Source organism: Bacillus sp. RHFS10 (assembly GCF_016757475.1).
In the GTDB taxonomy this organism is placed as follows: domain Bacteria; phylum Bacillota; class Bacilli; order Bacillales; family Bacillaceae; genus Bacillus; species Bacillus subtilis_G.
Window position 1 is genome coordinate 353,714 of the sequence record NZ_JAESPO010000002.1, and the last position, 26,564, is coordinate 380,277.

The 26,564-nt window shown below is 45.6% G+C and carries 25 protein-coding genes and 3 other annotated features; of the genes, 20 read left to right on the forward strand and 5 right to left on the reverse strand.

Annotated elements, in window-relative coordinates:
- Positions 1-203 precede the first annotated feature (203 nt).
- The 8 genes from pruA to bacF all read left to right on the forward strand — a co-directional run bounded on the left by pruA (position 204) and on the right by bacF (position 9,356).
- Positions 204-1,751 (forward strand): L-glutamate gamma-semialdehyde dehydrogenase, encoded by a 1,548-nt coding sequence (pruA, locus tag JMN17_RS08450; RefSeq protein WP_087992772.1) that lies wholly within the window; start codon positions 204-206, stop codon positions 1,749-1,751.
- A 321-nt stretch (positions 1,752-2,072) separates the two neighbouring features.
- Positions 2,073-3,311: an MFS transporter gene (locus tag JMN17_RS08455; RefSeq protein WP_087992771.1), complete on the forward strand. Its 1,239-nt coding sequence runs from the start codon at positions 2,073-2,075 to the stop codon at positions 3,309-3,311.
- Positions 3,312-3,462: 151 nt separating this feature from the next.
- Positions 3,463-4,077 carry a prephenate decarboxylase gene (gene bacA, locus JMN17_RS08460; RefSeq protein ID WP_087992770.1) on the forward strand — a complete coding sequence of 205 codons (615 nt, stop codon included), beginning with the start codon at positions 3,463-3,465 and terminating at the stop codon, positions 4,075-4,077.
- Entirely contained in the window at positions 4,067-4,774 is a 708-nt protein-coding gene (gene bacB, locus JMN17_RS08465) for a 3-((4R)-4-hydroxycyclohexa-1,5-dien-1-yl)-2-oxopropanoate isomerase (protein ID WP_087992769.1), read from the forward strand. The genes bacA and bacB overlap by 11 nt, the downstream gene beginning before the upstream one ends.
- Before the next feature lie 2 nt (positions 4,775-4,776).
- The gene (bacC, locus tag JMN17_RS08470; RefSeq protein ID WP_141113420.1) at positions 4,777-5,538 is read left to right on the forward strand and encodes a dihydroanticapsin 7-dehydrogenase; all 762 of its coding nucleotides are present in this window, start codon (positions 4,777-4,779) and stop codon (positions 5,536-5,538) included.
- A gap of 18 nt (positions 5,539-5,556) precedes the next feature.
- Positions 5,557-6,975, forward strand: a complete 1,419-nt coding sequence (bacD, locus tag JMN17_RS08475; RefSeq protein ID WP_087992767.1) for an alanine--anticapsin ligase — start codon at positions 5,557-5,559, stop codon at positions 6,973-6,975.
- On the forward strand, positions 6,972-8,156 hold the full coding sequence (gene bacE, locus JMN17_RS08480) for a bacilysin exporter BacE (protein WP_087992766.1): 1,185 nt from the start codon (positions 6,972-6,974) through the stop codon (positions 8,154-8,156). The genes bacD and bacE overlap by 4 nt, the downstream gene beginning before the upstream one ends.
- Complete coding sequence (gene bacF / locus JMN17_RS08485) at positions 8,157-9,356, forward strand: transaminase BacF (RefSeq protein WP_202327901.1); 1,200 nt, start codon at positions 8,157-8,159, stop codon at positions 9,354-9,356.
- Positions 9,357-9,627: 271 nt separating this feature from the next.
- Here the strand turns inward: bacF and bacG are convergent, their stop codons facing one another.
- On the reverse strand, positions 9,628-10,407 hold the full coding sequence (gene bacG, locus JMN17_RS08490; RefSeq protein ID WP_202327902.1) for an NADPH-dependent reductase BacG: 780 nt from the start codon (positions 10,405-10,407) through the stop codon (positions 9,628-9,630).
- Between the two features lie 133 nt (positions 10,408-10,540).
- Positions 10,541-11,305 carry a hydrogen peroxide-dependent heme synthase gene (gene hemQ / locus JMN17_RS08495; protein WP_141113419.1) on the reverse strand — a complete coding sequence of 255 codons (765 nt, stop codon included), beginning with the start codon at positions 11,303-11,305 and terminating at the stop codon, positions 10,541-10,543.
- A 269-nt stretch (positions 11,306-11,574) separates the two neighbouring features.
- Between hemQ and pta the strand changes: the two genes are divergently transcribed.
- The 4 genes from pta to JMN17_RS08515 all read left to right on the forward strand — a co-directional run bounded on the left by pta (position 11,575) and on the right by JMN17_RS08515 (position 15,522).
- Complete coding sequence (pta, locus tag JMN17_RS08500) at positions 11,575-12,546, forward strand: phosphate acetyltransferase (protein ID WP_087992763.1); 972 nt, start codon at positions 11,575-11,577, stop codon at positions 12,544-12,546.
- A 144-nt stretch (positions 12,547-12,690) separates the two neighbouring features.
- Positions 12,691-13,590 (forward strand): cysJI operon transcriptional regulator CysL, encoded by a 900-nt coding sequence (gene cysL, locus JMN17_RS08505; RefSeq protein ID WP_087992762.1) that lies wholly within the window; start codon positions 12,691-12,693, stop codon positions 13,588-13,590.
- A gap of 47 nt (positions 13,591-13,637) precedes the next feature.
- The gene (gene ywfL, locus JMN17_RS08510) at positions 13,638-14,483 is read left to right on the forward strand and encodes an octanoyl-[GcvH]:protein N-octanoyltransferase (protein ID WP_087992761.1); all 846 of its coding nucleotides are present in this window, start codon (positions 13,638-13,640) and stop codon (positions 14,481-14,483) included.
- A gap of 148 nt (positions 14,484-14,631) precedes the next feature.
- Entirely contained in the window at positions 14,632-15,522 is an 891-nt protein-coding gene (locus JMN17_RS08515) for a carboxylate/amino acid/amine transporter (protein WP_087992760.1), read from the forward strand.
- Between the two features lie 143 nt (positions 15,523-15,665).
- Here JMN17_RS08515 and rsfA read toward each other — a convergent pair whose 3' ends face one another.
- Entirely contained in the window at positions 15,666-16,445 is a 780-nt protein-coding gene (gene rsfA, locus JMN17_RS08520; RefSeq protein ID WP_087992759.1) for a prespore-specific transcription regulator RsfA, read from the reverse strand.
- A gap of 214 nt (positions 16,446-16,659) precedes the next feature.
- Here rsfA and JMN17_RS08525 point away from each other — a divergent pair, with 214 nt between their 5' ends.
- From JMN17_RS08525 to JMN17_RS08550, 5 genes are all read left to right on the forward strand, one after another.
- The gene (locus JMN17_RS08525; RefSeq protein WP_087992758.1) at positions 16,660-16,884 is read left to right on the forward strand and encodes a DUF1450 domain-containing protein; all 225 of its coding nucleotides are present in this window, start codon (positions 16,660-16,662) and stop codon (positions 16,882-16,884) included.
- Between the two features lie 160 nt (positions 16,885-17,044).
- The gene (locus tag JMN17_RS08530) at positions 17,045-18,346 is read left to right on the forward strand and encodes an HD domain-containing protein (RefSeq protein ID WP_019716089.1); all 1,302 of its coding nucleotides are present in this window, start codon (positions 17,045-17,047) and stop codon (positions 18,344-18,346) included.
- Positions 18,347-18,381: 35 nt separating this feature from the next.
- Positions 18,382-18,882 carry a YwgA family protein gene (locus tag JMN17_RS08535; protein ID WP_087992757.1) on the forward strand — a complete coding sequence of 167 codons (501 nt, stop codon included), beginning with the start codon at positions 18,382-18,384 and terminating at the stop codon, positions 18,880-18,882.
- Between the two features lie 111 nt (positions 18,883-18,993).
- Positions 18,994-19,222: a binding site (T-box leader), on the forward strand.
- 33 nt (positions 19,223-19,255) lie between these two features.
- Positions 19,256-19,480 (forward strand) — a binding site (T-box leader).
- 31 nt (positions 19,481-19,511) lie between these two features.
- Positions 19,512-19,733: a binding site (T-box leader), on the forward strand.
- Between the two features lie 53 nt (positions 19,734-19,786).
- A complete protein-coding gene (gene thrS, locus JMN17_RS08545; protein WP_087992754.1) occupies positions 19,787-21,703 on the forward strand; it encodes a threonine--tRNA ligase in 1,917 nt (638 codons plus the stop codon).
- Between the two features lie 119 nt (positions 21,704-21,822).
- Positions 21,823-22,242 (forward strand): MarR family transcriptional regulator, encoded by a 420-nt coding sequence (locus tag JMN17_RS08550; protein WP_087992753.1) that lies wholly within the window; start codon positions 21,823-21,825, stop codon positions 22,240-22,242.
- Between the two features lie 42 nt (positions 22,243-22,284).
- Here JMN17_RS08550 and JMN17_RS08555 read toward each other — a convergent pair whose 3' ends face one another.
- A complete protein-coding gene (locus JMN17_RS08555; RefSeq protein WP_003222038.1) occupies positions 22,285-22,473 on the reverse strand; it encodes a 2-hydroxymuconate tautomerase in 189 nt (62 codons plus the stop codon).
- Positions 22,474-22,581: 108 nt separating this feature from the next.
- On the opposite strand from JMN17_RS08555, the gene JMN17_RS08560 reads away from it, so the two are divergent.
- The 3 genes from JMN17_RS08560 to JMN17_RS08570 all read left to right on the forward strand — a co-directional run bounded on the left by JMN17_RS08560 (position 22,582) and on the right by JMN17_RS08570 (position 24,345).
- Complete coding sequence (locus tag JMN17_RS08560) at positions 22,582-23,241, forward strand: site-2 protease family protein (RefSeq protein WP_087992752.1); 660 nt, start codon at positions 22,582-22,584, stop codon at positions 23,239-23,241.
- Positions 23,242-23,253: 12 nt separating this feature from the next.
- Positions 23,254-23,772 carry a YwhD family protein gene (locus tag JMN17_RS08565; RefSeq protein WP_087992751.1) on the forward strand — a complete coding sequence of 173 codons (519 nt, stop codon included), beginning with the start codon at positions 23,254-23,256 and terminating at the stop codon, positions 23,770-23,772.
- Positions 23,773-23,910: 138 nt separating this feature from the next.
- Entirely contained in the window at positions 23,911-24,345 is a 435-nt protein-coding gene (locus tag JMN17_RS08570; RefSeq protein ID WP_087992750.1) for a hypothetical protein, read from the forward strand.
- Positions 24,346-24,372: 27 nt separating this feature from the next.
- Here JMN17_RS08570 and JMN17_RS08575 read toward each other — a convergent pair whose 3' ends face one another.
- Positions 24,373-26,448, reverse strand: a complete 2,076-nt coding sequence (locus JMN17_RS08575; RefSeq protein WP_202327903.1) for a transglycosylase domain-containing protein — start codon at positions 26,446-26,448, stop codon at positions 24,373-24,375.
- Positions 26,449-26,564 lie beyond the last annotated feature (116 nt).

Here is a 26,564-nt window from a genome sequence, read left to right on the forward strand (position 1 = left end):
TTTTGCATTTTACCCTTTTCGGAAAAGTAGAATGCGCAAAATAAATTTGCATTTCGTGATCGGAAAAAGAGCTAGGTGATCTCCTGTTAGACAAATTTCTGTACAATTCAACAAGTTTTTTCAGCAAAAGACAAGATATTGGTATGATTCTTGCATTTTTAATTTATGCCAAGGCATTTTTTAGGACATGAGGGGGATTACATATGACAGTTTCATACGCGCACGAACCATTTACTGATTTTACGGAGGCAAAGAATCGAACAGCATTTCAAGAATCATTGGCCTTTGTAAACACTCAGCTCGGCAAGCATTATCCGCTTGTCATCAATGGAGAAAAAATCGAAACAGACCGCAAAATGGTTTCAATAAACCCGGCCAATAAAGAAGAGGTCATTGGGTACGCGTCTACAGCGGATCAAGAGCTTGCTGAAAAAGCGATGCAAGCCGCATTGCAGGCATTTGTATCCTGGAAAAAACAAAGACCGGAGCACCGCGCCAATATCCTCTTTAAAGCAGCAACTATTTTACGCAGAAGAAAGCATGAATTTTCAGGCTATCTTGTAAAGGAAGCGGGAAAACCGTGGAAGGAAGCAGATGCGGACACGGCTGAAGCGATAGACTTTTTAGAGTTTTACGCGCGCCAAATGTTAAACCTTAAGGAAGGGGCTCCGGTAAAGAGCCGTGCTGGCGAATTCAATCAATATCATTACGAAGCGCTTGGCGTCGGCATCGTCATTTCTCCATTTAATTTCCCGCTTGCGATTATGGCAGGTACTGCGGCGGCAGCGATTGTGACAGGAAATACGATTCTCTTAAAACCGGCTGACGCGGCGCCGGTCGTGGCTGCAAAATTTGTTGAGGTCATGGAGGAAGCCGGTTTGCCAAACGGTGTGCTGAATTATATTCCGGGAGATGGAGCGGAGATCGGCGATTTCTTAGTAGAGCATCCGAAAACGCGGTTTGTCTCATTTACAGGTTCCCGAGCGGTTGGCTGCCGGATTTATGAGCGCGCCGCCAAAGTGCAGCCGGGCCAAAAATGGCTGAAACGGGTCATTGCAGAGATGGGCGGCAAAGACACGGTGCTAATCGACAAGGATGCTGATCTAGACCTTGCTGCATCCTCTATCGTGTATTCAGCGTTTGGATTTTCAGGACAGAAGTGTTCAGCAGGGTCTCGCGCGGTCATCCATCAGGATGTTTATGATGAAGTAGTGGAGAAAGCTGTGGCACTTACCAAAACGCTGACTGCCGGCAATCCGGAGGATCCTGATACGTATATGGGCCCAGTCATTCATGAAGCGTCCTACAACAAAGTCATGTCATATATTGGAATCGGCAAATCTGAAGGCAAACTGTTGACCGGCGGCGAAGGCGATGATTCAAAAGGCTACTTTATTCAGCCGACGATCTTTGCAGACGTTGATGAAAACGCGCGCCTGATGCAGGAAGAAATTTTCGGCCCGGTTGTTGCGATCTGCAAAGCGCGTGATTTCGATCATATGCTGGAGATTGCAAATAACACGGAATACGGATTAACAGGCGCACTGCTGACGAAAAACCGTGCGCACATTGAACGGGCGCGAGAAGATTTCCATGTCGGAAACTTATACTTCAACAGAGGCTGTACCGGAGCGATTGTCGGGTATCAGCCGTTCGGCGGTTTTAATATGTCCGGAACAGACTCAAAAGCAGGCGGCCCGGATTATTTAATTCTTCATATGCAAGCCAAAACAACGTCCGAAGCTTTTTGATTTGAGAGAAACAAAACCGTGCGTTCTGTAGCTGACCGCACGATTTAAACAGGCAGAGGCGCAATAGAAAAAGCTCTCCGGAGAATCGGAGAGCTTTTTTACGGTGTCGTCTGATCATCCGAGTAAACTAAATGCCATTGGCTTTCCATAAGTAGCGTTAACGTTTCTCGTAATTTTTAAATGAAATATTAAAATCTGTATTAAAATTTAAATGAAAACAATAAAAATAATAAAGATTACGTTCGAATTGTAAATTGCGAAAAAACAATGCTAAAATGAATTCAACTTTATGAAGATTATGGAAGAGGTGTTTGAGGGAGAATGAACAGTAAACAAAACAATGACATCAAAACAAAACATCATTTTCCGCTATTGTTAGCACTGGCTTTAACGATGGGGGTATTTGCGGCCGGATCTGAAGAACTTGTGATCTCACCGCTGCTGCCGGATTTAGCAAAAGCCTTCAACTCAGATGTCAGTGTCCTTGCGTTATCTATCAGTATTTACGGCGTGATGATTTTTATCGGTGCGCCGCTTCTGGTTCCTTTAGGCGATAAATATTCGAGAGAACTTAGTTTAATGGCAAGTCTTATCATTTTTATCATAGGAACAGTAATATGCGCTTTAGCCCAAAATATCTTATTCTTCTTTTTGGGCCGGGCGCTGTCGGGATTGGCTGCGGGAGCGTTTGTGCCGACCGCTTACGCAGTTGTCGGGGATCGTGTTCCTTATACATACCGGGGCAAGGTGATGGGACTGATCGTTTCAAGCTGGTCGCTGGCACTGATTTTCGGTGTGCCGCTCGGATCATTTATCGGCGGCGTCCTGCATTGGAGATGGACATTTTGGATATTCGCCTTGATGGGCGTTCTGGTTGTTTTGCTGACCCTTCTTGAAATACGCCGTCATGCCGAGCAAAAAAACAGCGGCAAGGAAGAAAAAGAAGAGCCGGCTGGAACATTCCGGGACGCGCTGAAAGTCCCGCGCGTACCCGTTTATATCACGATAACCTTTTGTAATATGATTGGTTTTTACGGTATGTATTCATTTTTAGGCTCCTATCTTCAGGACATTTTTACCGGAGGAAATACAGCTGCGGGCTTATTTATCATGATTTACGGCATTGGGTTTTCCATGAGTGTGATTACAGGAAAGATAGCCGACCGCATCGGAAAAATGCGCTCCCTGTTGATTGCGCTGGGGGTCATCAGCGTGCTGCTGGCCTGTTTAGCCTATGCGCCGGCTTCAATGATTCTGTTAATCGTCAGCCTATTTATTTGGGGGTTAATGCAAAGCTTGACGGTGACGCTGCTCAGCACCATTTTGAGTGACTGCTCAGAGCATCATCGCGGGAAAATCATGGTGTTTTACAGCCTTGCCTCGAATCTGGCTGTGACATTAGGATCTGCTTTGATGGGACCTGTATATGTGGGATACGGTTATGCAGCTGTCGGATTGATTTGCGCCGCCATCACCGTACTCGGATTTGTGCTCAGTGTATTCGCATATAAAAAGTACGGCAAACATGAGCAGAAAGCCGATCATTCCTTATGCCAATAAAGAAAGTTTCTAAATGCCTATAATAAAAAACCCTTTTTTAAGGGTTTTTCTGTTTGTACGGGAATAATTATCAGTATTTTCAAAAAATGTTGACAGTTCGATTTTCTCTGGATAAAATTTACTTAAAATTTTAAAAGATTGGTTGGTGCTCATGATAATATTGGATAATAGCATTCAGATAAAAAACAGAACTGATTCAATATCCAAATTGATTACAGTCAACACGCTCGGCCCTGAGGGGACAAGCAGTGAGTACGCAGCAAAGCATTTCATCTCCAATTTTACTCTTCTGCAGGGGCTGAACAGTAAATTGTCCTTGCATGATACATTTGAATCATGCATCGAAAGGACGCTTCAAAGCCCGCTGGAATATACCATCGTCCCACACGCTTACGACGGCATTAAGCATTTCTACATGAGGCCAGATTTGCAGCTTTTGCAAATCTTCAGGTGCGATACACCGATGTACGGCCTGGCTGTTCGTCCTGACTTTGAATTCAGCGACGATATGCTTGATTTATCTGTTATTGTTTCACATCCTTCACCCATTAATTTAATCAAATATTTTACCCGCAAAGAAGTACGTTTCAAATTGGTCAATTCGACCAGTCAAGCTGCAAGAAAAGTAAAAGAAGGCTTGTATGACATTGCTTTAACGAATGAGCTTGCACGGCAAAAGTACGGGCTTACATTTGTGAAAACATTTAAAAGCATTCCTATGAGTTGGTCATTATTCGGAAAAGGAGACGTTGATTATGAAAACTAAAGAAGATATGCAGGAGCTTTATTTCCCAACACCGAAATTAATAGAATGGGAAAACGGTGTGAGACAGTATTCAACCGTGCGCGGCGACACTGAGGTATTAATGTCTTACGTTCCGCCGCATACGAACGTTGAACCCCATCAGCATAAGGAAGTCCAAATCGGCATGGTCGTTTCAGGCGAGCTGATGATGACTGTCGGAGATGTGACGAGAAAAATGACGGCTTTGGAATCTGCCTACATCGCGCCGCCGGATGTGCCTCACGGGGCTAGAAACGACACAGACCAAGAAGTCATTGCGATTGATATCAAGCGGCTGAAAGCTGATGAAACATATACAAGTCCTGAGGACTATTTTTTGAATATTTTCAAAACAAGAGACCTATTGCCCGGCATGGAAGTCACGTTCTTTGTAGAGGACTGGGTGGAAATCATGCTGGCCAAAATCCCTGGAAACGGCGGAGAAATGCCTTTCCATAAACATCGGAATGAACAAATCGGCATCTGCATCGGCGGCGGTTACGACATGACGGTCGAAGGCTGCACGGTGGACATGAAATTCGGTACAGCCTATTTCTGTGAGCCTCGGGAAGATCACGGCGCCATCAACCGCTCAGAAAAAGAATCAAAATCCATTAACATCTTCTTCCCACCGCGCTACAACAGGGCAAAAGCAAAAAAAATAAAGGCGGATGAGTGATTATGAACCTCACCGATAAAACCGTCCTTATAACAGGAGGCGCATCAGGCATTGGTTATGCTGCGGTTCAGGCTTTTTTGAACCAGCAGGCCAATGTGGTTGTGGCGGATATTGACGAGGCGCAGGGAGAAGCAATGGTCCGGAAAGAAAATCATGACAGGCTGCACTTTGTGCAAACGGACATCACAGACGAAGCTGCCTGTCAGCACGCTGTTCAATCGGCGGTCGATACATTTGGAGGGTTGGATGTATTGATTAATAACGCGGGAATCGAAATCGTGGCTCCCATTCACGAAATGGAGCTAAGCGATTGGAATAAGGTGCTTCAAGTCAATTTGACCGGCACGTTTTTAATGAGCAAGTACGCACTCAAGCATATGCTGGCTGCCGGCAAGGGCAACATTATTAATACATGCTCAGTCGGCGGACTCGTGGCATGGCCTGATATTCCTGCCTATAACGCCAGCAAAGGAGGCGTTTTGCAGCTGACGCGGTCAATGGCCGTTGATTATGCGAAACATCAAATTCGCGTCAACTGCGTATGCCCGGGGATTATCGACACACCGCTAAATGAAAAATCATTCCTTGAAAATAATGAAGGCACACTTGAAGAGATCAAAAAAGAAAAGGCAAAGGTAAATCCGCTGCTGAGGCTCGGGAAACCCGAAGAAATCGCAAACGTGATGCTGTTTTTAGCCTCAGATTTATCAAGCTATATGACCGGAAGCGCCCTCACCGCAGACGGAGGATACACCGCACAATAGATAAGGAGTGTTTTACATATGGAGAGAAAAACAGTATTGGTCATCGCTGATCTTGGAGGCTGCCCGCCGCACATGTTTTATAAAAGCGCTGCTGAAAAGTATAATCTGGTCAGCTTTATTCCAAGGCCTTTTGCAATTACAGCCTCTCATGCAGCACTGATTGAAAAATACTCGGTCGCGGTTATAAAAGATAAAGACTATTTTCAGAGCTTAGCTGATTTTGAGCATCCCGATTCAATTTATTGGGCGCATGAGGATCATGACAAGCCTGAAGAAGAGGTCGTCGAGCAAATCGTCAAGGTTGCCGAAATGTTTGAAGCGGATGCCATCACCACAAACAATGAATTATTCATTGCCCCGATGGCGAAAGCCTGTGAACGTCTGGGCCTAAGGGGCGCCGGAGTGCAGGCTGCCGAAAATGCCAGAGATAAAAATAAAATGAGAGACGCTTTTAATAAAGCGGGAGTGAAATCGATCAAAAACAAACGGGTCACAACTCTTGAAGATTTCCGTGCCGCACTTGAAGAGATCGGCACACCCCTTATTTTAAAGCCTACATACTTAGCGAGTTCAATCGGCGTAACGCTGATTACGGACACTGAGACGGCAGAAGCTGAATTTAACAGAGTCAATGACTACCTGAAATCGATTAACGTGCCGAAGGCGGTCACATTTGAAGCGCCGTTTATTGCTGAAGAATTTTTACAGGGTGAGTACGGAGACTGGTATCAAACAGAAGGCTACTCCGACTATATCAGCATAGAAGGCATCATGGCGGACGGTGAGTATTTCCCGATCGCCATTCATGACAAAACGCCGCAAATCGGATTTACAGAAACATCACATATTACGCCGTCCATTCTTGATGAAGAGGCGAAAAAGAAAATTGTTGAAGCCGCCAAAAAGGCAAATGAAGGGCTTGGACTGCAAAATTGCGCCACACATACAGAAATCAAGCTAATGAAAAATAGAGAACCAGGTTTAATAGAGTCGGCGGCCAGATTCGCCGGCTGGAATATGATTCCTAACATTAAAAAGGTTTTCGGTCTTGATATGGCGCAATTATTATTAGATGTTCTCTGTTTCGGAAAAGACGCCGATCTGCCGGACGGATTATTAGATCAAGAGCCTTACTATGTCGCTGACTGCCATTTATATCCTCAGCATTTCAAACAAAATGGCCAGATTCCTGAAACTGCAGAGGATTTGGTGATTGAAGCGATCGATATTCCGGACGGGCTATTGAAGGGTGATACAGAAATCGTTTCTTTTTCGGCTGCGGCACCAGGCACATCAGTTGATTTGACACTGTTTGAAGCCTTCAATTCCATTGTTGCCTTTGAACTGAGAGGCAGCAATTCACAGGATGTGGCTGATTCAATCAGACAAATTCAACTGTATGCGAAGCTGACGGCAAAGTATGTGCTGCCAGTATGAAACAGTTGAAGCCCAATTCTAAATACTTGCTTTACGGGCAGGCGCTATCGTTTATGGGAGACTATTGTGTTCTCCCGGCCCTGCTCATTTTGTCTACATATTATCATGACTATTGGGTGACGTCGGGGGTCATCGTGGTCAGAAGCATTCCGATGGTGTTCCAGCCGTTTTTGGGGGTTCTGGTCGACCGGTTAGACAGAATTAAGATCATGCTGTGGACGGATATCATCAGGGGTTTGATCTTTTTGGGGCTCATGTTTCTTCCAAAAGGCGAGTATCCGCTGATTTTTCTGGCCCTTCTGTTTATTTCTTATGGAAGCGGCGTGTTTTTTAATCCGGCCCGTCTCGCTGTCATGTCATCATTGGAATCAGATATTAAAAACATCAACACGTTATTCGCAAAAGCGACGACCATCTCCATTATCGTCGGGGCGGCTGCAGGAGGGCTTTTTCTGTTAGGCGGTTCTGTAGAGCTGGCTGTTGCCTTTAATGGTGTGACATACTTGATTTCGGCATTTTTTATCAGCCGCATCCAGCTGCAATATGTCCCGATTCAGTCGGAAAACGTAAGGGAAGCCTTTCAGTCGTTTAAAGAAGGCCTGAAAGAAATCAAAACAAACGCGTTCGTGTTAAACGCTATGTTTACGATGGTTACGATGGCGCTTTTATGGGGCATCGTCTACAGCTATTTTCCGATTGTCAGCCGCTTTCTGGGTGATGGGGAAATCGGCAACTTTATTCTCACGTTCTGCATCGGCTTCGGCGGCTTTATCGGAGCGGTGCTTGTCAGCAAGTGGGGTTTTAACAACAATAAAGGCCTGACGTACTTTACCGTACTATCCATTGTCTCGCTGGCGCTGTTTTTATTCACGCCGATTTTCGCTGTCTCTGTCATCGCCGCAATTCTCTTTTTCATCGCGATGGAATACGGGGAAGTGCTTGCAAAGGTGAAGGTTCAGGAGAACGCGGCGAACCAGATTCAGGGGCGCATTTTTTCGGTGGCGGAAGCGTCTATCGGATTATGCATTTCTGTTGGTTCAATGTTAATCAACGTCTTCAACGCTCCGGTCATTATGGGGCTGATTGTTGTTATGGTAAGCGGATTGTTTTTGCATACGAAGCTCGTCAACAAATCGTTTTTGGAACGGGATCACAAAACGGAGCAAAAAGGAGTCTATTAGATGGAAATAACACCGTCCGACGTCATCAAGACACTTCCAAGGCAAGAGTTTTCGCTCGTTTTTCAAAAGGTGAAGGAATTGGAAAAAACGGGGGCCCATATCATTAATCTCGGACAGGGAAACCCTGATCTTCCCACTCCGCCTCATATTGTGGAGGCTTTGCGGGAGGCGTCTCTGAATCCGTCGTTTCACGGATACGGCCCATTCAGAGGCTATCCTTTTTTGAAGGAAGCCATCGCTGCTTTCTATAAAAGAGAATACGGAGTCTCAATCAATCCTGAAACGGAAGTTGCGCTCTTCGGCGGCGGGAAAGCCGGCTTGTATGTGCTGACACAATGCCTGCTCAACCCGGGAGACATCGCTTTGGTCCCGAATCCAGGCTATCCTGAATACTTGTCAGGGATTACGATGGCGCGAGCTGAGCTGCACGAAATGCCGCTGTATGAAGAAAATGGCTATCTGCCCGATTTTGAAAAGATCGATCCCGCCGTGCTGGAAAAAGCGAAGCTCATGTTTTTAAACTATCCGAATAACCCGACGGGAGCCGTAGCCGATGCGGCTTTTTATGCAAAAGCGGCTGCTTTTGCGAAAGAGCACAAGATCCACTTGATCCATGATTTTGCGTACGGAGCGTTTGAATTTGATAACAAACCGGCCAGCTTTCTAGGGGCAGAAGATGCCAAAGCAGTCGGGGCGGAGCTTTATTCATTTTCAAAAACATTTAATATGGCCGGCTGGAGAATGGCGTTTGCGGTCGGGAATGAAAAGATCATTCAGGCCGTCAATGAATTTCAGGATCATGTATTTGTCGGCATGTTCGGCGGGCTGCAGCAGGCGGCAAGCGCGGCGCTTTCAGGAGATCCTGAGCAAACGGAATCCTTGAAAAGAATCTACGAGGAACGAATTGACTTTTTTACGGGGCTGTGTGAAAAGGAATTGGGCTGGAAGATGGAAAAGCCAAAAGGAACATTTTACGTATGGGCTGAGATTCCGAAAATGTTTGAGACATCTCACCAATTCTCTGATTACTTGTTGGAGCATGCCCATGTCGTTGTCACACCGGGCGAAATATTCGGAAGCAACGGAAAAAGGCATGTCAGAATATCAATGGTGTCAAAGCAGGAGGATCTGCGGGAATTTGTCATGCGGATTCAAAAGCTGAACCTGCCGTTTGCATCATTACAAGGAGTATCCCGCTAAAAAGCAGGATTTCAGCGTGTCGGCAAATCTTCGCATTCGTTGTCAGGCTTGCGCATCGGTGCTCACAATGACCGAAAGGAACGGCGGCTAAATGCTTAGGCGTCCTGCTTAAACGCCGCCGTCATCACATCCTGTGAAAGTCTGCTCCGATGCTCGTCCTTCCTAGACTTCAAAGGTTTTCAATCACGCTGAAAAGATGACAAAATCCTAAAACGAAAGTCGTTATAGGATTTTGTCAACAATCTGGTATCCCGCTAAAAAGCGGGATTTTTTATATGCTTTTCATGCTGCCTCCGTCCGCGGAAATTTGCTGTCCGGTGATATAGGAGGCTTCCTCAGATGCGAGAAACGCGGCGAGCGCTGCGGTTTCTTCTGCTGATCCGACACGTTTCATCGGAATTCCGCAAGCAATCTGTTCCTCTGCTTCCCGTTTGGATATGCTGTTTTTTTTCATTGCATTTTCCACAAATTGATGGTAACGGTCTGTAGCGATAAAACCAGGATTCAGGCAGTTGACAGTAATGTTGTGAGGAGCAAGCTGGATGGAAATATTTTTACTGGCGTTAATTAGAGCGGCATTCAACATACTGTTTGTGAACATATTGGCGCCGGGTTCTTTCCACAAATTTCCGACAATGTTGATGATTCTGCCAAACTCGTTTTGCTTCATCAGTGAGGAGGCACGTTTGATCGCGTCAATATAAGCGACGGTTTTCTGTGTGAACGTGGCTGTCATATCCTCTATATGACAGTTATCAAATGTGTCAGGCGCGCCGCCCGGAATATTATTAATCAGAACATCAAGCCGACCGCATTGAGATTCGATTTTTTGGAAAATGCCGGCTCTCGTATGCTGGTCAGACATATCACCCGCCAAAACAATGACACTCGCTTCAGGATGTTTGGCCAAAATGTTTTCTTTGACAGGTTCAATATTATCCAAGTTTCGCGAATTAATGACGACGGAAAATTGCTGGTCTGCTAATTTTAGAGCGATTGCTTTTCCGATCCCTTGACTGGCTCCCATAATAAATGCGGTTCGTTTTGACAAATAACTGCACCCCTTTGAAAAAATTGGATTATTAACTACATCGTAAGAAAAAACAGAGAAAATAGCAAATTTTATTTAAATTCTGATAAGAGGGAATCAAAAAAACTCCCGCCGTCTAGGGCGGGAACAGATATTATACATATAGGAATTGAGGAAGTGTCTCAAGCGAAAGGCGATTGCCGACAAAGAATGAACCGAATTCTCCGTAGCGGGCACTGACTTCGTCAAAACGCATTTCATACACAAGCTTTTTGAATTGAAGCACATCATCACTGAATAATGTAACGCCCCACTCGTAATCGTCAAAGCCGACGGAGCCGGTGATGATTTGTTTGACTTTGCCCGCATAGCTGCGGCCGATTAAGCCGTGGCTTCTCATCAAGTTTCTGCGTTCTTCCATTGAAAGCATGTACCAGTTGTCATTGCCGGATCTTCTTTTATCCATTGGATAGAAGCATACATATTTAAATTCCGGCAGTTCAGGGTAAAGGCGCGCACGCACATGCGGATTTTCGTAAGGGTCGCCGTCGCCGCTTGCCAAGTAGTTGCTCAGCTCTACCACTGATACGTAGGAGTAAGCCGGAATAGTGAACTCAGCAAGTCTTGATTTGTTGAATTCGAGCTCAATTTCATTTAATTCTTCCATTGTAGGACGAAGAATCATCAGCATAAAATCAGCTTTTTGGCCGACGATGCTGTAAAGCGCTTGCGACCCTTTTCCTTCTTTTTGTGCCACGCCCCATTTTTCAAGCAATCCTGTGAATTCATGTATAATAGATTGGCGCTCATCACTGGACAGCAGCTTCCAGGAAGTCCAGTCCATTGTGCGGAAATCATGAAGCGCATACCAGCCGTCAAGCGTTTTGGCCGCTTCATTCGTCATTTGCTGTTCACTCATTTATCTTCACTCCTATTACCATTTCATGATTGCCTTCACTATACCATAGTTTATCCGTTTCTACTGTGGAGAAACCTTGAACATCCCTTTTGTATAAATTCATAAAAATAAGAGAAACTATAAGGGGAAAATGAGTCAGTTAAATTAGTTAGAAAAATAAGATTTTTTTGTGAAAGCGCTATAATGAAAGTTGGCTGTTTGAATTTGGTTGGAAGAAGAGTATGCTAGTAAAAGAAAGCGTTTTTGTAACTTTTTGAGGAGGTTTTATTGTGGCAGATTTATTTTCAACAGTGCAAGAAAAAGTAGCTGGAAAAGACGTTAAAATTGTATTTCCTGAAGGTTTAGACGAGCGTATTTTAGAAGCTGTCAGCAAGCTTGCAGGAAACAAGGTGCTGAATCCGATTGTGGTCGGCAATGAAAATGAAATTCAAGCAAAAGCGAAAGAACTGAATCTGGCACTGGATGGCGTTCAGATTTATGATCCACATACATATGAAGGCATGGAAGACCTTGTACAAGCATTCGTTGAACGCCGTAAAGGCAAAGCGACAGAAGAACAGGCTCGAAAAGCATTATTAGACGAGAACTACTTCGGTACAATGCTGGTGTACAAAGGGCTTGCACACGGACTTGTTAGCGGAGCGGCTCATTCAACAGCCGACACTGTCCGCCCGGCTCTTCAAATCATCAAAACAAAAGAAGGCGTGAAAAAGACTTCCGGCGTCTTCATCATGGCTCGCGGAGAAGAGCAATACGTATTCGCGGATTGCGCGATCAACATTGCGCCTGACAGCCAAGATCTTGCCGAAATTGCGATCGAAAGTGCCAATACGGCAAAAATGTTCGACATTGAGCCTCGCGTGGCAATGCTCAGCTTCTCTACAAAAGGCTCAGCTAAATCTGATGAAACAGAAAAAGTAGCGGATGCTGTGAAAATCGCCAAAGAAAAAGCGCCTGAGCTGACACTTGACGGAGAATTCCAATTTGATGCTGCATTTGTTCCATCTGTAGCTGAGAAAAAAGCGCCGGATTCCGAGATCAAAGGGGACGCTAACGTATTCGTATTCCCAAGTCTTGAAGCAGGCAACATCGGCTATAAAATCGCTCAGCGTTTGGGCAACTTTGAAGCGGTAGGGCCAATTCTGCAAGGCTTAAATATGCCTGTAAACGACCTTTCAAGAGGATGTAACGCTGAAGATGTTTACAACCTCGCATTAATTACAGCTGTACAAGCACTGTAATAAATGAAGACGATGGCAGCTCTCTTCCGGAGGGCTGCTTTTTTTGCGCCTTCGCATAGCCTTCTTTACCAAGTCAGATGATATGAGTACAATAAAGAAAACTGATCATAACTATATATTTTATTAATGACAGGGGTGGGGTTTTTGTATTACGACGTACTAAAAACGTTTATAGCGGTAGTAGAAGAAAAAAACTTCACGAAAGCGGCGGAAAAGCTGATGATCTCCCAGCCCAGCGTCAGCCTGCATATCAAAAATCTTGAGAAAGAATTTCAAACGGCCCTCCTGAACCGGTCGCCAAAACACTTTACGACAACGCCGACAGGAGACATTTTGTATCAAAGAGCAAAGCAAATGGTATTTCTCTACGAGCAAGCCAAGGCCGAAATCTATGCGCATCACCATTACGTGAAAGGCGAATTGAAAATAGCTGCCAGCTTTACGATCGGAGAGTATATTCTTCCGCCGCTTCTGGCCCAGCTGCAAAAGTTGTATCCAGAGCTGAACCTCGATGTCATGATTGGCAATACAGAGGAGGTCAGCGAACGTGTGCGGATGCTTCAGGCTGATATCGGACTGATTGAAGGACATACAAACGAGAATGAACTGGAAATTGAACCGTTCATGGAGGATGAAATGTGCATTGCCGCGCCGAATCAGCACCCGTTGGCCGGACGGAGAGATATTTCAATCAGCGATTTGCAAAACGAAGCATGGGTGACAAGAGAGAAAGGCTCCGGGACAAGAGAATATCTCGATCATGTGCTCAGCTCAAACGGACTGCGGCCGAAGTCGATGTTCACCATCAGCAGCAATCAAGGGGTAAAAGAAGCGGTGATCAGCGGCATGGGTCTGTCGGTTTTATCCAGAAGCGTGCTGCATAAGGATTTGATCCACCGTGAAATTTCCATTCTCCATATGAAGGATCTCTCATTAAAGCGCAAGTTGTCTTATATTCATTCTCCTCTCATGGAGAATACGAAAAATAAGGAAATTTTTATTACGATGCTGAAAAGCAATTATCAATCACAGCGGCTGAAATGATATAATAGTTTTCGTTCATAAGCCTAAAATGAAAGGGTTTTACATAGATGGCAAACCAACCGATTGATTTACTGATGCAGCCGACATGGAGAATCATTGACCAATCCAGTCTCGGCCCTTTATTTGATGCGAAGCAGTCCTTCGCAATAGATGATACGCTGTGCATGTCCGTCGGAAAAGGCGTGTCGCCGGCGACAGCGCGCTCATGGGTGCACCATAATACGATTGTCCTTGGAATACAGGATACGCGTCTGCCGTTTTTGCAGGATGGCATCGCTCTGCTGGAGAACGAAGGGTACCGTGTGATCGTACGCAATTCCGGCGGTCTGGCAGTCGTTTTGGACGAAGGCGTTTTAAATATCTCTCTCATATTCGAGGACGAAAAGAAAGGCATCGATATAGACAAAGGATATGAAGCGATGGTTGAGTTGATGAGACGGATGCTAAACCCATACAACGCAAATATCGAAGCCTATGAAATTGAAGGATCATATTGCCCCGGCAGCTATGACCTCAGCATAAATGGAAAAAAATTCGCCGGCATCTCTCAAAGACGCGTTCGCGGCGGAGTCGCTGTTCAGATTTATCTTTGCGCGGATAAAAGCGGCAGTCAAAGAGCCGATTTGATCAGAAGGTTCTACCAAGCGGCGCTGAAGGACAAACGAAATGATAAAAAAGGCGTTTATCCGGAGATATGTCCGGAAACGATGGCGTCCTTAAGCGAGCTTCTGCAAACAGACATCTCCGTACAAGACTTAATGTTCGCTTTACTGACGGAATTAAAAGCGTTAAGCACACACCTTTACTCAGCCGGACTGTCCGTTGATGAGGAAATGGAATTTGAGAAAAACCTCGTTCGGATGACTGAGCGGAATGCAAAGGTATTTGGGTGAATGTTCTTCGCATGCCAGCCGTATCGGCTGGCATGCATTTTTTATTTCATCTTGTTTTCAGATAAATCATTCTTACATGCAGATAACCATGAACAAAAGAAAAACGATAAAATGAGATCAGCATCCATATACAAAGGGGAGAGGGCAGATGAAAGGGAATGTTTACAGCCTGTTTGTACTGATTGCGGCTTTTTTCTGGGGAACCACGGGAACCGTTCAGGCGATGGCTCCAGAAAGCTCCACACCGCTGGCATTCGGAGCATTCCGATTATTAATAGGAGGAAGTGCCATGCTGCTTGCGGTTTGGATCAGCCGGGAGCTTCTCGTGAAAAATTGGTCATGGCCGCTCGTGTTATCAGCAGCGGTTTGTATGGCGTGTTACCAGCCGCTGTTTTTTACTGCCGTTAAAGAAACGGGAATTGCTGTAGGGACTGTGATTGCGATCGGCAGTGCGCCTATCATTGCCGGAAGCCTAGAGTGGGCCGTTTTGAAAAAACGCCCGCGAAACGCCTGGTGGATCGCGACCGTGCTGGCCTTATCAGGCTGCTGGCTTCTGTTTTCCGACGGTTCCAATGTTCGGATTGATGTGGCTGGTGTTCTTATGGCCTTTGGAGCGGGTGCTTCTTTTGCTGGCTATACGCTCATCAGTAAAGCGATGGTGAAAAACCAGCCTCCGCTAGCAACTTCCGCCGTTGTTTTTATGATCAGCGCCATCTTGCTGACGCCGCTTTTATGGCAGTCGGATATCTCGTGGATACTGACCCCGAGAGGACTGGGAACGAGCCTTTACATCGGGTTAATTGCAACGTGCGCCGCATACTTTTTGTTTGTGAAAGGCCTTACCGGGGTTCCGGCCTCGGCGGCGGTCACGCTGTCTTTAGCTGAACCGCTGACGGCCTCATTGCTGGGCGTGTTTGTCATAGGGGAAATGCTTTCACTCTCCTCTTGGTTCGGCATTGCCCTTATGATGCTCGGGCTTCTGGTCATCTCCGCTTCGCCTCGAAAACAAAAAACGGCCGAGGCAGTTCACATGTCTTAATAGATTCACATAAGCTTAGCCTCATTTTACAAGAATAGCGGAGCCGGCTGCAAAATGATGAAATCCTCTTTTCTCAATGGAAAAGGAGATTTTGCACATGGCGAAAATCCCAAAACCATCTGCTGTTTTGGGATTTTTCCAACTTATTCTGCCATTTTTTCTAAATTGCCGTTCCGGTCCATTTTGAAGGATGGAGATGCATGTTCATCTTCTTCAAATAAAACTAGTTTTCTGGCTCTATTCATAATTTTCACTAAGGTTTCGTAATCTTCTTGGATCGTTTTTTGATCTTTTTCAAGCTTTTGAACTTCTGCCTCAAGCTGTTCCGTTTTGCTTTGCAATTCCTGATTTTCTTTCTTTAAACGTTCATTTTCCATTCTTAATGCCGATGACTGCTCGTTATTTCCTTCATAACTCTGCAGGAAGCGGATCACATCATTCATCGTCATCTCAGGCGCAGCTGCAGGCGTTTGAGGAGACAATAAGTGTGATAGACTAGCTAACTCTTCCTTAAAGCTTTCATCGACAAAAGGCATGTGTTCGCCTGACATTAAAGGCTGCAGCTCATTTTCGGCTGATGGCGCGTCTGTTTTAACCGTCTCCTCTGCATCGGTTTCTTGAATGATTTCAGGATCAACCGCGGGAGGCTGATATAATAGCCTTTTTTTCGCAGGCTGCCCGTTTCCGAGCGCTCTCATCCGCTGTTTTCGCTGTTTTTTCGCAAGCTGAAGCGCTTTTTCATATTGATGGCGGACGACCGCGTTCCATCTGAATCCGCAGGCTGCGGATGTCCGGTTTAATTGATCTCCGACTTCTTCAAAGGCGTTCAGCTGAGTGCTGCCCTCCCTCACATGCCGAAGCACTGTTTCGGCTAAAAGCAGATCATCTTCTTTTGACCAAGCGTCTTGTCGCTGTTTTGTCATTTATCTCAACTCCCATTTTCTTTTCATGGTATTAGAATGTCCAGTTTGGAAAATATTTATACAAATTGGCTGAAAGAATAGAAGATACGAAGGTTGGAGCAGCTTGCAGGAACAGTCGAATCCTTGTAAAATAAAGAGTGATGTGATTTTTTTGAAAAGCGTATTTTAGGTTTATTCACATAGATGAACATAGAAATGAAGGGAAGCGTACATCATGGCTAATGAATTTCGAGTGTGTGATGATTGCCAAGCCACTAATATCAAAACATTGCTGCCGCGTTTAAAAGAAGTGGACCCGGACGCAAAGGTTGAGGTAGGGTGCCAATCTTATTGCGGGCCCGGACGCAAAAAATCATTTGCTTTTGTGAACAATCGCCCGCTGTCAGCTCCGACAGAGGATGAGCTGATTGACAAAGTACAAAAGAAAATAAAAAAGTAAAAACATATTTTTCATAGCCTCGGCCCTCAGGTCAGGCTTTTTTGCTTCACAAGATCTGTTTTTCGTGAAGATGGAACAAATCGCCGGGCAAATTCAAGGATGTTTTCAAAGAATAGAGTCGATATAATAGAAACACGGCTAAAAAAAAGAGGGAATGACGATGGCGTATCCAAATGGAAAATTATCAGAAGAAAAAGTGTTTAAAGATCCGGTGCACCGCTATGTTCATGTTCGGGACAAGCTGATATGGGATTTGATCGGAACCCGCGAATTTCAGCGTCTCCGCAGAATTAAGCAGCTCGGCACGACGTATTTGACGTTCCATGGCGCTGAGCACAGCCGGTTCAACCATTCTCTCGGTGTCTATGAAATTGTCAGGAGAATGGTTGATGACGTCTTTAAAGGCCGCCCTGAATGGGATGACAGTGAGCGCGAACTCTGTTTGGCCGCGGCGCTGCTTCATGATCTCGGGCACGGACCATTCTCGCATTCATTTGAAAAAGTCTTTCACCTTGACCACGAAGATTTTACAAGAGATATCATTTTGGGAGACACAGAGGTCAATCAGGTGCTCAGAAAGGTGAGCCCGCGTTTCCCACAGGATGTTGCTGAAGTCATTGCCAAAACATATAAAAACAAGCAAGTGGTCAGCCTGATTTCGAGTCAGATTGACGCAGACCGCATGGATTACCTGCAGCGCGACGCTTATTATACGGGCGTCAGCTACGGCCATTTTGATATGGAGCGGATTCTTCGGGTGATGCGCCCGCGCGAGGATCAGATCGTCATTAAAGAAAGCGGGATGCACGCTGTCGAAGACTATATCATGAGCCGCTACCAAATGTACTGGCAGGTGTATTTCCATCCTGTGACAAGAAGCGCAGAGGTTATTTTAACGAAGATTCTTCACAGGGCGAAGCAGCTGCACGATGAAGGCTATGTCTTCACTCACGCCCCGGTTCATTTCTATTCTATTTTTGAAGGTAAATTGACACTGGAGGATTATGTGAAGCTGGATGAATCTATTATTTTGTATTACTTCCAGGCCTGGGAGGATGAAGAAGACGCGATTTTATCCGATTTGTGCCGCAGATTCATTAACCGCCAGCTGTTCCAATACGTTGAATTCAATCCGAATGAAGAAATGTCGGCTTATTTTGAGCTGACTTCATTGTTCAAAGAGGCGGGAATCGATCCGAGCTATTATTTGGTCGTTGATTCTTCTTCCGATCTTCCATACGATTTTTACCGTCCTGGAGAGGAAGAGGAGCGTCTGCCGATCCATCTCTTGACGCAAAACGGCCAAATTAAAGAGCTGTCCAGACAGTCGGCTATTGTGGAATCCATCTCCGGAAAACGGCGGACGGACCACAAGCTGTACTATCCGAAGGACCTGATTTGTGACGGCTCTGAACACCCGGAAGCGAAAATGAAAATCCGGCAGCTGCTGGGACTGACATAGAAATTGGAAAGAAGGAAAAAGGAGATGTCGGGAATTTGTTGAAAGAACATGCAAAACTGATGAAGGTGTTCTCGGATTCTGGAGAAATCATCGGGCGGAAGAAGATGCAGAAAATGATTTATATCGCAAAAAAAATGCAGTTTCCTTTCTATGAGAAATATGATTTTCACTTTTACGGACCGTATTCAGAGGAACTGACGCTCCAGATTGAAGAGCTGTGCAACCTTGGATTTCTGCATGAGGTGAAGGAAAAAAAGGGCGGCTACTTTCAATACCGTTATTCGCTGACTGAGACAGGCTCCGCATTTTTAGACCATGCTGATCTGGATATGCCAGACATTAAGGGCTATATCGACAGTGTGAACAGCCGTTCATCGCGGTTTTTAGAGCTGGTTTCCACGATCCTTTACTTTGACGGGCTTGAGGCCGAGGAAAAGAAAGAAAAAGTCTTTACAATCAAAAGCAAGCAAAAATATACAAATGAAGAATATGACGAAGCGCTTCAATACATAGAGGAATTGAAGCAGATTTGTTAACCATACAAAGCAAAAGAATGAAACGTTTCTTTTGCTTTTTTTAACAAAAAAGATTGCTGTTTAAAAAAATCTATTGTAAAATATATGAAATCATTAAACAATCAGTAATGTATACAGGCACTGATAAGGACATGAGATGCTTTTTACGGTTTCCAGAGAGGGAAGAACAGCTGAGATCTTCCTAACGCAGGGAAAGCAGCTTACCGCCTTTGAGCCGTATCGGAGAAATCAAGTATCTGATACCGTCATGCTGCGTTACAGCACCTTAAAGCCGATACACCATGTGTGTTGATCGGGAATTTGGGTGGAACCACGGATGATAAACACATTCGTCCCTTTTATAGGGATGAATGTGTTTTTTTATATGAATTGAATACATGCGAAGAAAAGGACATGAATGATCGTTACGGTTTTCAGAGAGGGAAGGAAAGGTGAGAGCTTCCCAGCTTAGGGCTGTCATTTACCGCCTTGGAGCAGCATTGGGGAACGAAAGTATCCAATGCCGTCTATGCTGCGTTACAGCACCAAGCCGACAAACAAATAGCGTTTGTCGGGAATTTGGGTGGAACCACGGGTTAATCACACACTCGTCCCTTTTATAGGGATGGGTGTGTTTTTTTATGAATTGAATACATGCGAAGAAAAGGACATGAATGGTCGTTACGGTTTTCAGAGAGGGAAGGAAAGGTGAGAGCTTCCCAGCTTAGGATGATCATTTACCGCCTTGGAGCAGCATTGGGGAACGAAAGTATCCAATGCCGTCTATGCTGCGTTACAGCACCAAGCCGACAACATAGCGTTTGTCGGGAATTTGGGTGGAACCACGGGTTAATCACACACTCGTCCCTTTCAGAGGGATGGGTGTGTTTTTTTATATACAACAATAATGAAGGAGTGTTTAAAAATGAGTAAACATGTACACATTCAGCATCCAGACGGACAGATCAAGGAATATCCGAAAGGCATTACAATCAAAGAAGCGGCTGGTTCTATCAGTTCCAGTCTGCAAAAGAAGGCGGCTGCGGGTCAGGTCAACGGCAAGCTCGTTGATCTCGGCTTCAAGCTGGAGGAGGATGCTGAGCTTTCGATTGTCACACTTGATTCACAAGAAGGCTTGCAAGTGCTCCGCCACACATCAGCGCACGTGCTGGCCCAAGCGGTGAAACGGCTGTATGGCGAAGTGTCATTGGGGGTGGGGCCTGTGATAGAAGACGGCTTCTACTATGACATGAAGCTGGAGCACAGTTTGACATCGGATGACTTAGAAGCCATCGAAAAAGAAATGAAGAACATTATAAATGAAAACCTTGAAATGAAAAGAATTGAGGTTTCTTACGAAGAGGCTGAAGAACTGTTTGCCAAAAAAGGTGAGCCGTTTAAGCTGGAGATTTTGAAGGATATTCCGCGCGGAGAGGATATCACGCTGTATCAGCAGGGAGAATTCGTTGACCTGTGCCGGGGGCCGCACCTTCCTTCTACAGGGATGATCAAGGCGTTCAAACTGACAAGAGTATCGGGCGCTTATTGGCGCGGAGACAATGAAAATGAAGTCCTGCAGCGGGTGTACGGGGTTGCGTTTCACAAGAAAAAAGATTTGGATGCGCATCTGCATATGCTGGAAGAAGCGGCAAAACGTGACCACCGCAAGCTTGGCAAACAGTTAGAGCTGTTTATGTTTTCTGAAGAAGCGCCGGGGATGCCGTTTTATTTGCCGAAAGGGCAGATTGTCCGCAATGAACTGGAACGCTTCTCGCGTGAGCTGCAAACAAATGCCGGCTATGATGAGGTGCGTACGCCGTTTATGATGAATCAGCGGTTATGGGAGCAGTCAGGCCACTGGGATCATTATCGCGACAATATGTATTTTTCAGAAGTGGATGAGACAAGATTCGCAATGAAGCCGATGAATTGTCCTGGACATATGCTCATATTTAAAAACAACCTGTATTCGTATCGTGATCTGCCGATTCGTATGGCGGAGTTCGGCCAGGTCCATCGCCATGAATACAGCGGCGCTTTAAATGGAATGCTTCGCGTCCGGACGTTCTGTCAGGATGACGCGCATATCTTCGTTCGGGAGGATCAGATTGAGAGCGAGATCAAAGAAGCGATTGGGCTGATTGACGAGGTATATCGTACATTTGGTTTTGAGTATTCGGTTGAGCTTTCGACTCGCCCGGAGGATTCATTGGGCGATGATAGCCTTTGGGAAGCATCGGAACGCGCCTTAGCACATGTCCTTGAGGAACTCGGCCTGCCTTATGAGGTGAATGAAGGCGATGGGGCGTTTTATGGACCGAAAATTGATTTTCACATAAAAGATGCCCTGAAACGAAGCCACCAATGTGCGACAATTCAGCTTGATTTTCAAATGCCGGAAAAATTCGATTTAACATATATCAATGAACACAATGAAAAGGTTCGTCCTGTTGTCATACACAGAGCGGTATTCGGCTCGATCGACCGTTTCTTTGGTATTTTGATCGAGCATTTCGGCGGGGCGTTCCCAGTCTGGCTCGCACCGATTCAGGTTCAAATCATACCGGTTTCACACGTTCACTTGGACTATTGCAGAAAGGTGCAGGCAGAGCTGAAACAGGTGGGGATAAGAGTCGGCATTGATGAGCGCAATGAGAAGCTTGGATACAAAATCAGAGAGTCGCAGGTACAGAAAATCCCATACGTGCTTGTGCTAGGAGATCATGAAGAGCAGCAGGATGCGGTAAACGTCCGCCAATTCGGGCATCAAGAGAATAAACACGTTCCTTTTCAAACTTTTAAAGATAAACTTGTCAAACAGGTGAAAAATCGAGGCATGTAGGAGAAAAGCTGCGGATTCTCATTTTGCTTTTTTGACTTTCCCTATCCGGAATCAGTAAAATAATAAGTAAATCATATCGTTCGTATGTTATGAATGCATCTCGAAATGGGGAAATTGACATGGACCATGACAAACTGGAAGCAAATTTGCTGGATCACGCACTTACAAAATACTTGAAAACCACGAAGCAAATAGATGAAGCTACCGTTCCGAAACACGTAAATAATATAAGAGGATTTATTCTGCGGATCATATACAGACATGGGAGCTGCACCATAAAGGATATACTAAAAGAGGTCACACTGTCTCCCTCTGCGACAACCACCGCCCTCAATCATTTAGAGCAGGAGGGTTTTATTGAGAGATCGAGAAATAAAAATGACCGCCGCACTGTATGGATTACGCTTTCCGAGTCGGGCCGGGGAGCGGCTGAGCAAATGATTGAAAACCGCCAGCAGCTGATTGACGGCATGTTTGAACGTGTAACAGCCGAAGAGAAAAAGACGTTCTTAGCGATTGTTGCGAAGCTGACCCAATAGGGATAGAAAAAGCCGGTGCGCGAAGCGCCGGCTTTATAGAGATTATTCCATATCGCTCAGACGTTTGCCTGCGACGGCATAATGGTCTTTTCTCATTTCTTCTATAAACACAACAATTTTTTCTTCAGAAGCACCGGTTGTTTCCTTTACCGCTTCTGTTACTTTCTCGACAAGATTGCGTTTTTGCTCGTCTGTACGGCCTTCGAGCATTTTGACGGTTACGTATGGCATGGGTGCTGAATCCTCCTTTATCTCGTTTCCTCTCTTTAGAAAAAGAGGCTTCTTATAGTATACTGAATAAAGTAAATTCTTGCATTTTTAGAAAGAGGGATATCTCACTTGGACCGTTTTTTATATTATCCGTTATCTTTAATGCCATACCTCGTCATCACGTTAATTGTGTCGTTTACGATACACGAGCTTGCCCATGCTTATGTCGCATACAAATTCGGTGACGATACGGCGAAAAGACAAGGAAGACTGACACTGAATCCTATTAAACACCTTGATCCGTTCGGAACCATTTTGATTCTGGTGGCCGGCTTCGGATGGGCGCGCCCTATTCCTGTCAATCGCCGCTTCTTTAAGAAACCTCGGCTTGCCGGCGTGCTCGTATCTATTGCCGGACCCGTCAGTAACCTGATTCTTGCGTTTATCGGTTTCTTTTTGTTAGTGTTGATGCATGCATACGGAATGGAGCAGCTTGCGGCATTCAGCACGGGACTTGATCAGTTCTTTTCCATTTGGATTCAGCTGAATCTTGTCTTGTTTTTATTTAATCTGCTGCCGCTGCCGCCGCTCGATGGCTATCGAATCATTGAAGATCTCGTCCCGCCGGGGGTTCGTGCCAAGATGACGCAGGCGGAGAGCTACGGCTTTATTGTCTTTTTGGTTCTGTTTGTGACACCGCTCGGATCTTACGTGCTTTGGCCGATGCTCAATGCCGGAAGAGATCAGATTTTAGAGCTGTTTTCAGCGATATTTCAACCGCTTTTGTAGGAGGTAGAACTTATGGAAGAAAAAAAGAAAAAATCAATCGGGTTTAATATTATTAAAAGTGATCCGACAGACGGACACGGCGGTTTTGGCGTAGGGGCACTCAGCTTAGATAACATTTCCCCCGTATTCGTCGATGTAGAGGAAAAAGAAGCGTTCGTTGACATCGGTGCTATGCACGCCCGCAGCACCGTTGAAAAAGGAATTAAATTTCTGCCGAACAAAGAAGAAGTTCCGAACGGCAAACCATACTGGCTTGTCTGGGTGACGATTGACAGAAGAGAAGAGGGGCCTTATTACGCTGGTGTGACAGCCTGTGAACTGACGGTCGACAGAAGCATCAGAAGAGGCTACAAATCGCTGCCTGAGCATGTGAATCTGATGGATAAATCCATGAAACGGAACATTATCATTGATAAAATGGACGACAGCTCGAAGCGTGTGCTCGGCGAGTTTCTGAAAAATCATGATCAGGGCCTATGGGACCGGTCACCAGATGAATTAAAAACAGGCCTGCTTCCGGAAGACCATTAGTTTGTGAACGTTCTGTGAACTTTTAGAAAATTTGTACTATTTTCCGTAAACTTTGAGTAAACTGGTGATACAGAAATAGGACATGGAAAATCCCGAGCCGAACCAAGACTCGGGGTTTTTCATTTTTAGGGTGATAGGATGTACGAAACCATTCGAGTCGGTGATTGGGTGATTAAAGCCGACGTGGAAGAAACGAGAAAGCAATATGAGAAAGAACTAGAGGATATGTGTGGATGCGGTAACTGTCTAAACTACTATGAAGCAGTGAATGAATTGCCGGTCAGAAAATCTCGTGTCTTAGAAGGTTTTGGTCTTATTCCGTCGAAATGCCCGGATATTAGTTATCATGGGATTAAAGATCATTTGCACTTTTATATAGCCAGTTATTTTATCGTTGGCCGTATTGTAGAAGGAAATCAAGAATTGAACCCGGAAAGGATTGATTTGTCGTGGCATGTTTCATTTTCAGTGCCCCAACACAAAATTTACATTCCTAAGGGGTTTCCAAAACCAATTATTCAACTCGATTGCGTTACGCTGCTTCCATGGATTATAGACGAACCATACGAATAACCCGGCCTCCGAGGAGCCGGGTTATTTTTAATGATTCCGCCCTAGCCATTTGTCCCACCACTTTTTAGGGGAAGCGGGGTTTTCTTTGGCTGGAAGCCGGTCTTTTGTTGGTTTTGCGGGTTTTGCCCCATAACACACGTTCGACGGTTCAGTGCCTTTCACAAAATACGTGTAGTGCTTGGCTGCGCAGCCGGGGCCGGACGTGTAGCCTGTTGCCGGATCAATGTACACGCCGGTTACGCCTTTTGGCGGTTTGAAAGCAGTTTCCGGTTCTCCTTTGAGCGCATCCTCCATGAAGTCAGCCCAAATCGTTTTGGCATAGCTTTTTTCTTCGACCGAGTCGATGGTGCTGTTTTTGTCATAGCCCGTCCAAACACCTGCGGCCAGCTGTGGATTAAAGCCGATCATCCAGCTGTCTGCGCTGGTGGTTCCTGATTTTCCCGCATACGTTCTTGTCAGGCGGTTGGCGATCGTCCGTCCGGTTACCGACGTATAGCCGTTTAAATCCGTATCAAACATGCCTGTCATCATACTTGCCGTGACAAAAGCGGCTTTTTCATCAAGCACCTGTTTATGCTGATTCGGGTTTTCGTATAGCACATGTCCCGCCGCGTCCGTGACCCTCGAAATAAAAGTCGGTTCGATTTGCTTCCCGCCATTTGCGAGCATGGCATAGGCGTTGACCATCTCAATCGGGCGCACGGGTTCGGTGCCGAGTGCCAGGGACGGCAGTTTTTGAAAATGAGCAGTGATGCCGAACTCATTTGCCGCCTGTACGAGCTTGTTCATGCCGAGAAAGAGATGTGTTTTCACAGCGTAAATGTTGTCGGAAAGCGCCAGCGCCTGCAGAAGCGTAATCGGCTTGTTGGCATAGTATCCGTTATAGTTGCTTGGAGAATACGTTTCTCCCTGTGCATCAATTTGAAACTCGGTTTCTTCGCTTTTCATTAAGGTGACTGGCGTAAATCCGCTCTGAATCGCTTTGTAGTACAGCAATGGCTTAATCGTCGAAGCAGGCTGGCGTTTCGCCTGTGTCGTCCGGTCAAACGGGCTTTTTTGATAATCCCTGCCGCCGACAAGGGCGAGAACACTTCCTGTGCGGGGATCAATGGCTGAAAACCCGACTTGAATGTCAGAGCCGGCGTTAACTGTTTCGGTAATGGTCTCCTCGGCGATGCGCTGCATCCGTTTATCTACCGTTGTATAGACGTTTAACCCGCTCGTTTCAATTTGCTCCCGCGTCATGCCGAGCTTTTTCTCCACTTCTCTCATCGCATTGTCATAGAAATAAGGGGCTTTTCTCTTGGAAACTTGTTTATTCAAAGGCTGATAGGAAAGAGGTTCCTTGATCAGTTCATTCGCTTTTTTCTGGCTGATCATCCGCTGCTTTTCCATCATTCGCACAATCGTTTTCTGGCGCTCCTTGGCCTTCGTTTCATTGATATACGGCGAATAGCCGGAAGGGCCTTTTGGGATCCCCGCCAATAAAGCGGCCTCCGCATCCGTCAGGTTTTTCGCATGCTTGCCGAAATACAGGCGGGAAGCGGCTTCAATGCCGTAGGCGCCGTGGCCGTAGTAAATCGTATTTAAATAGCCTTCTAAAATCTCTTCCTTAGAATAGTTCTGTTCCAAACGGATCGTGTAGAACGCCTCATTCCATTTTCGTTTCCACGTTTTATCGTGTTCAAGGTATAAATTTCTCGCATATTGCTGGGTGATGGTGCTTGCGCCCTGAACCTTGGCAAATGCTTTCAGATCAGCTAGCGCCGCACCGGCCATTCGTTTATAATCAAAGCCGTGATGATCGTAGAAATTCTGGTCTTCAACCGCCACTGTCGCTTTTACAATTGTCGGATTCATGTCCTTTAAGGGGACCCAATAGCGCTTTTCGCCGTAATTCGTTTCCCCGAGCTTTGAGCCGTCACTCGCATACAAAATCGTGGATTGCGGCACTTGCACGGAGGGAGCGCCTTGGTATTTGGCTATCAAAATGACAGTCATAAACACAGCAGCTGCCGCTAAGGCCGCAAGAGCCCCTAAAAAGATACAGGCGCGGACGGTTTTCAGCGTCAGTCTCAGCCGTTTATTTGTCATTGCATCCACAATGGGTTCCCCCTTTTTTTATGTTTCTACTATTATGAGGAAAAAAGACCGTTTTTAAACATCGCAGAACAGGACGCATCTTTACTTTTTTCCCGCCATCCTCTATACTTTTTCCT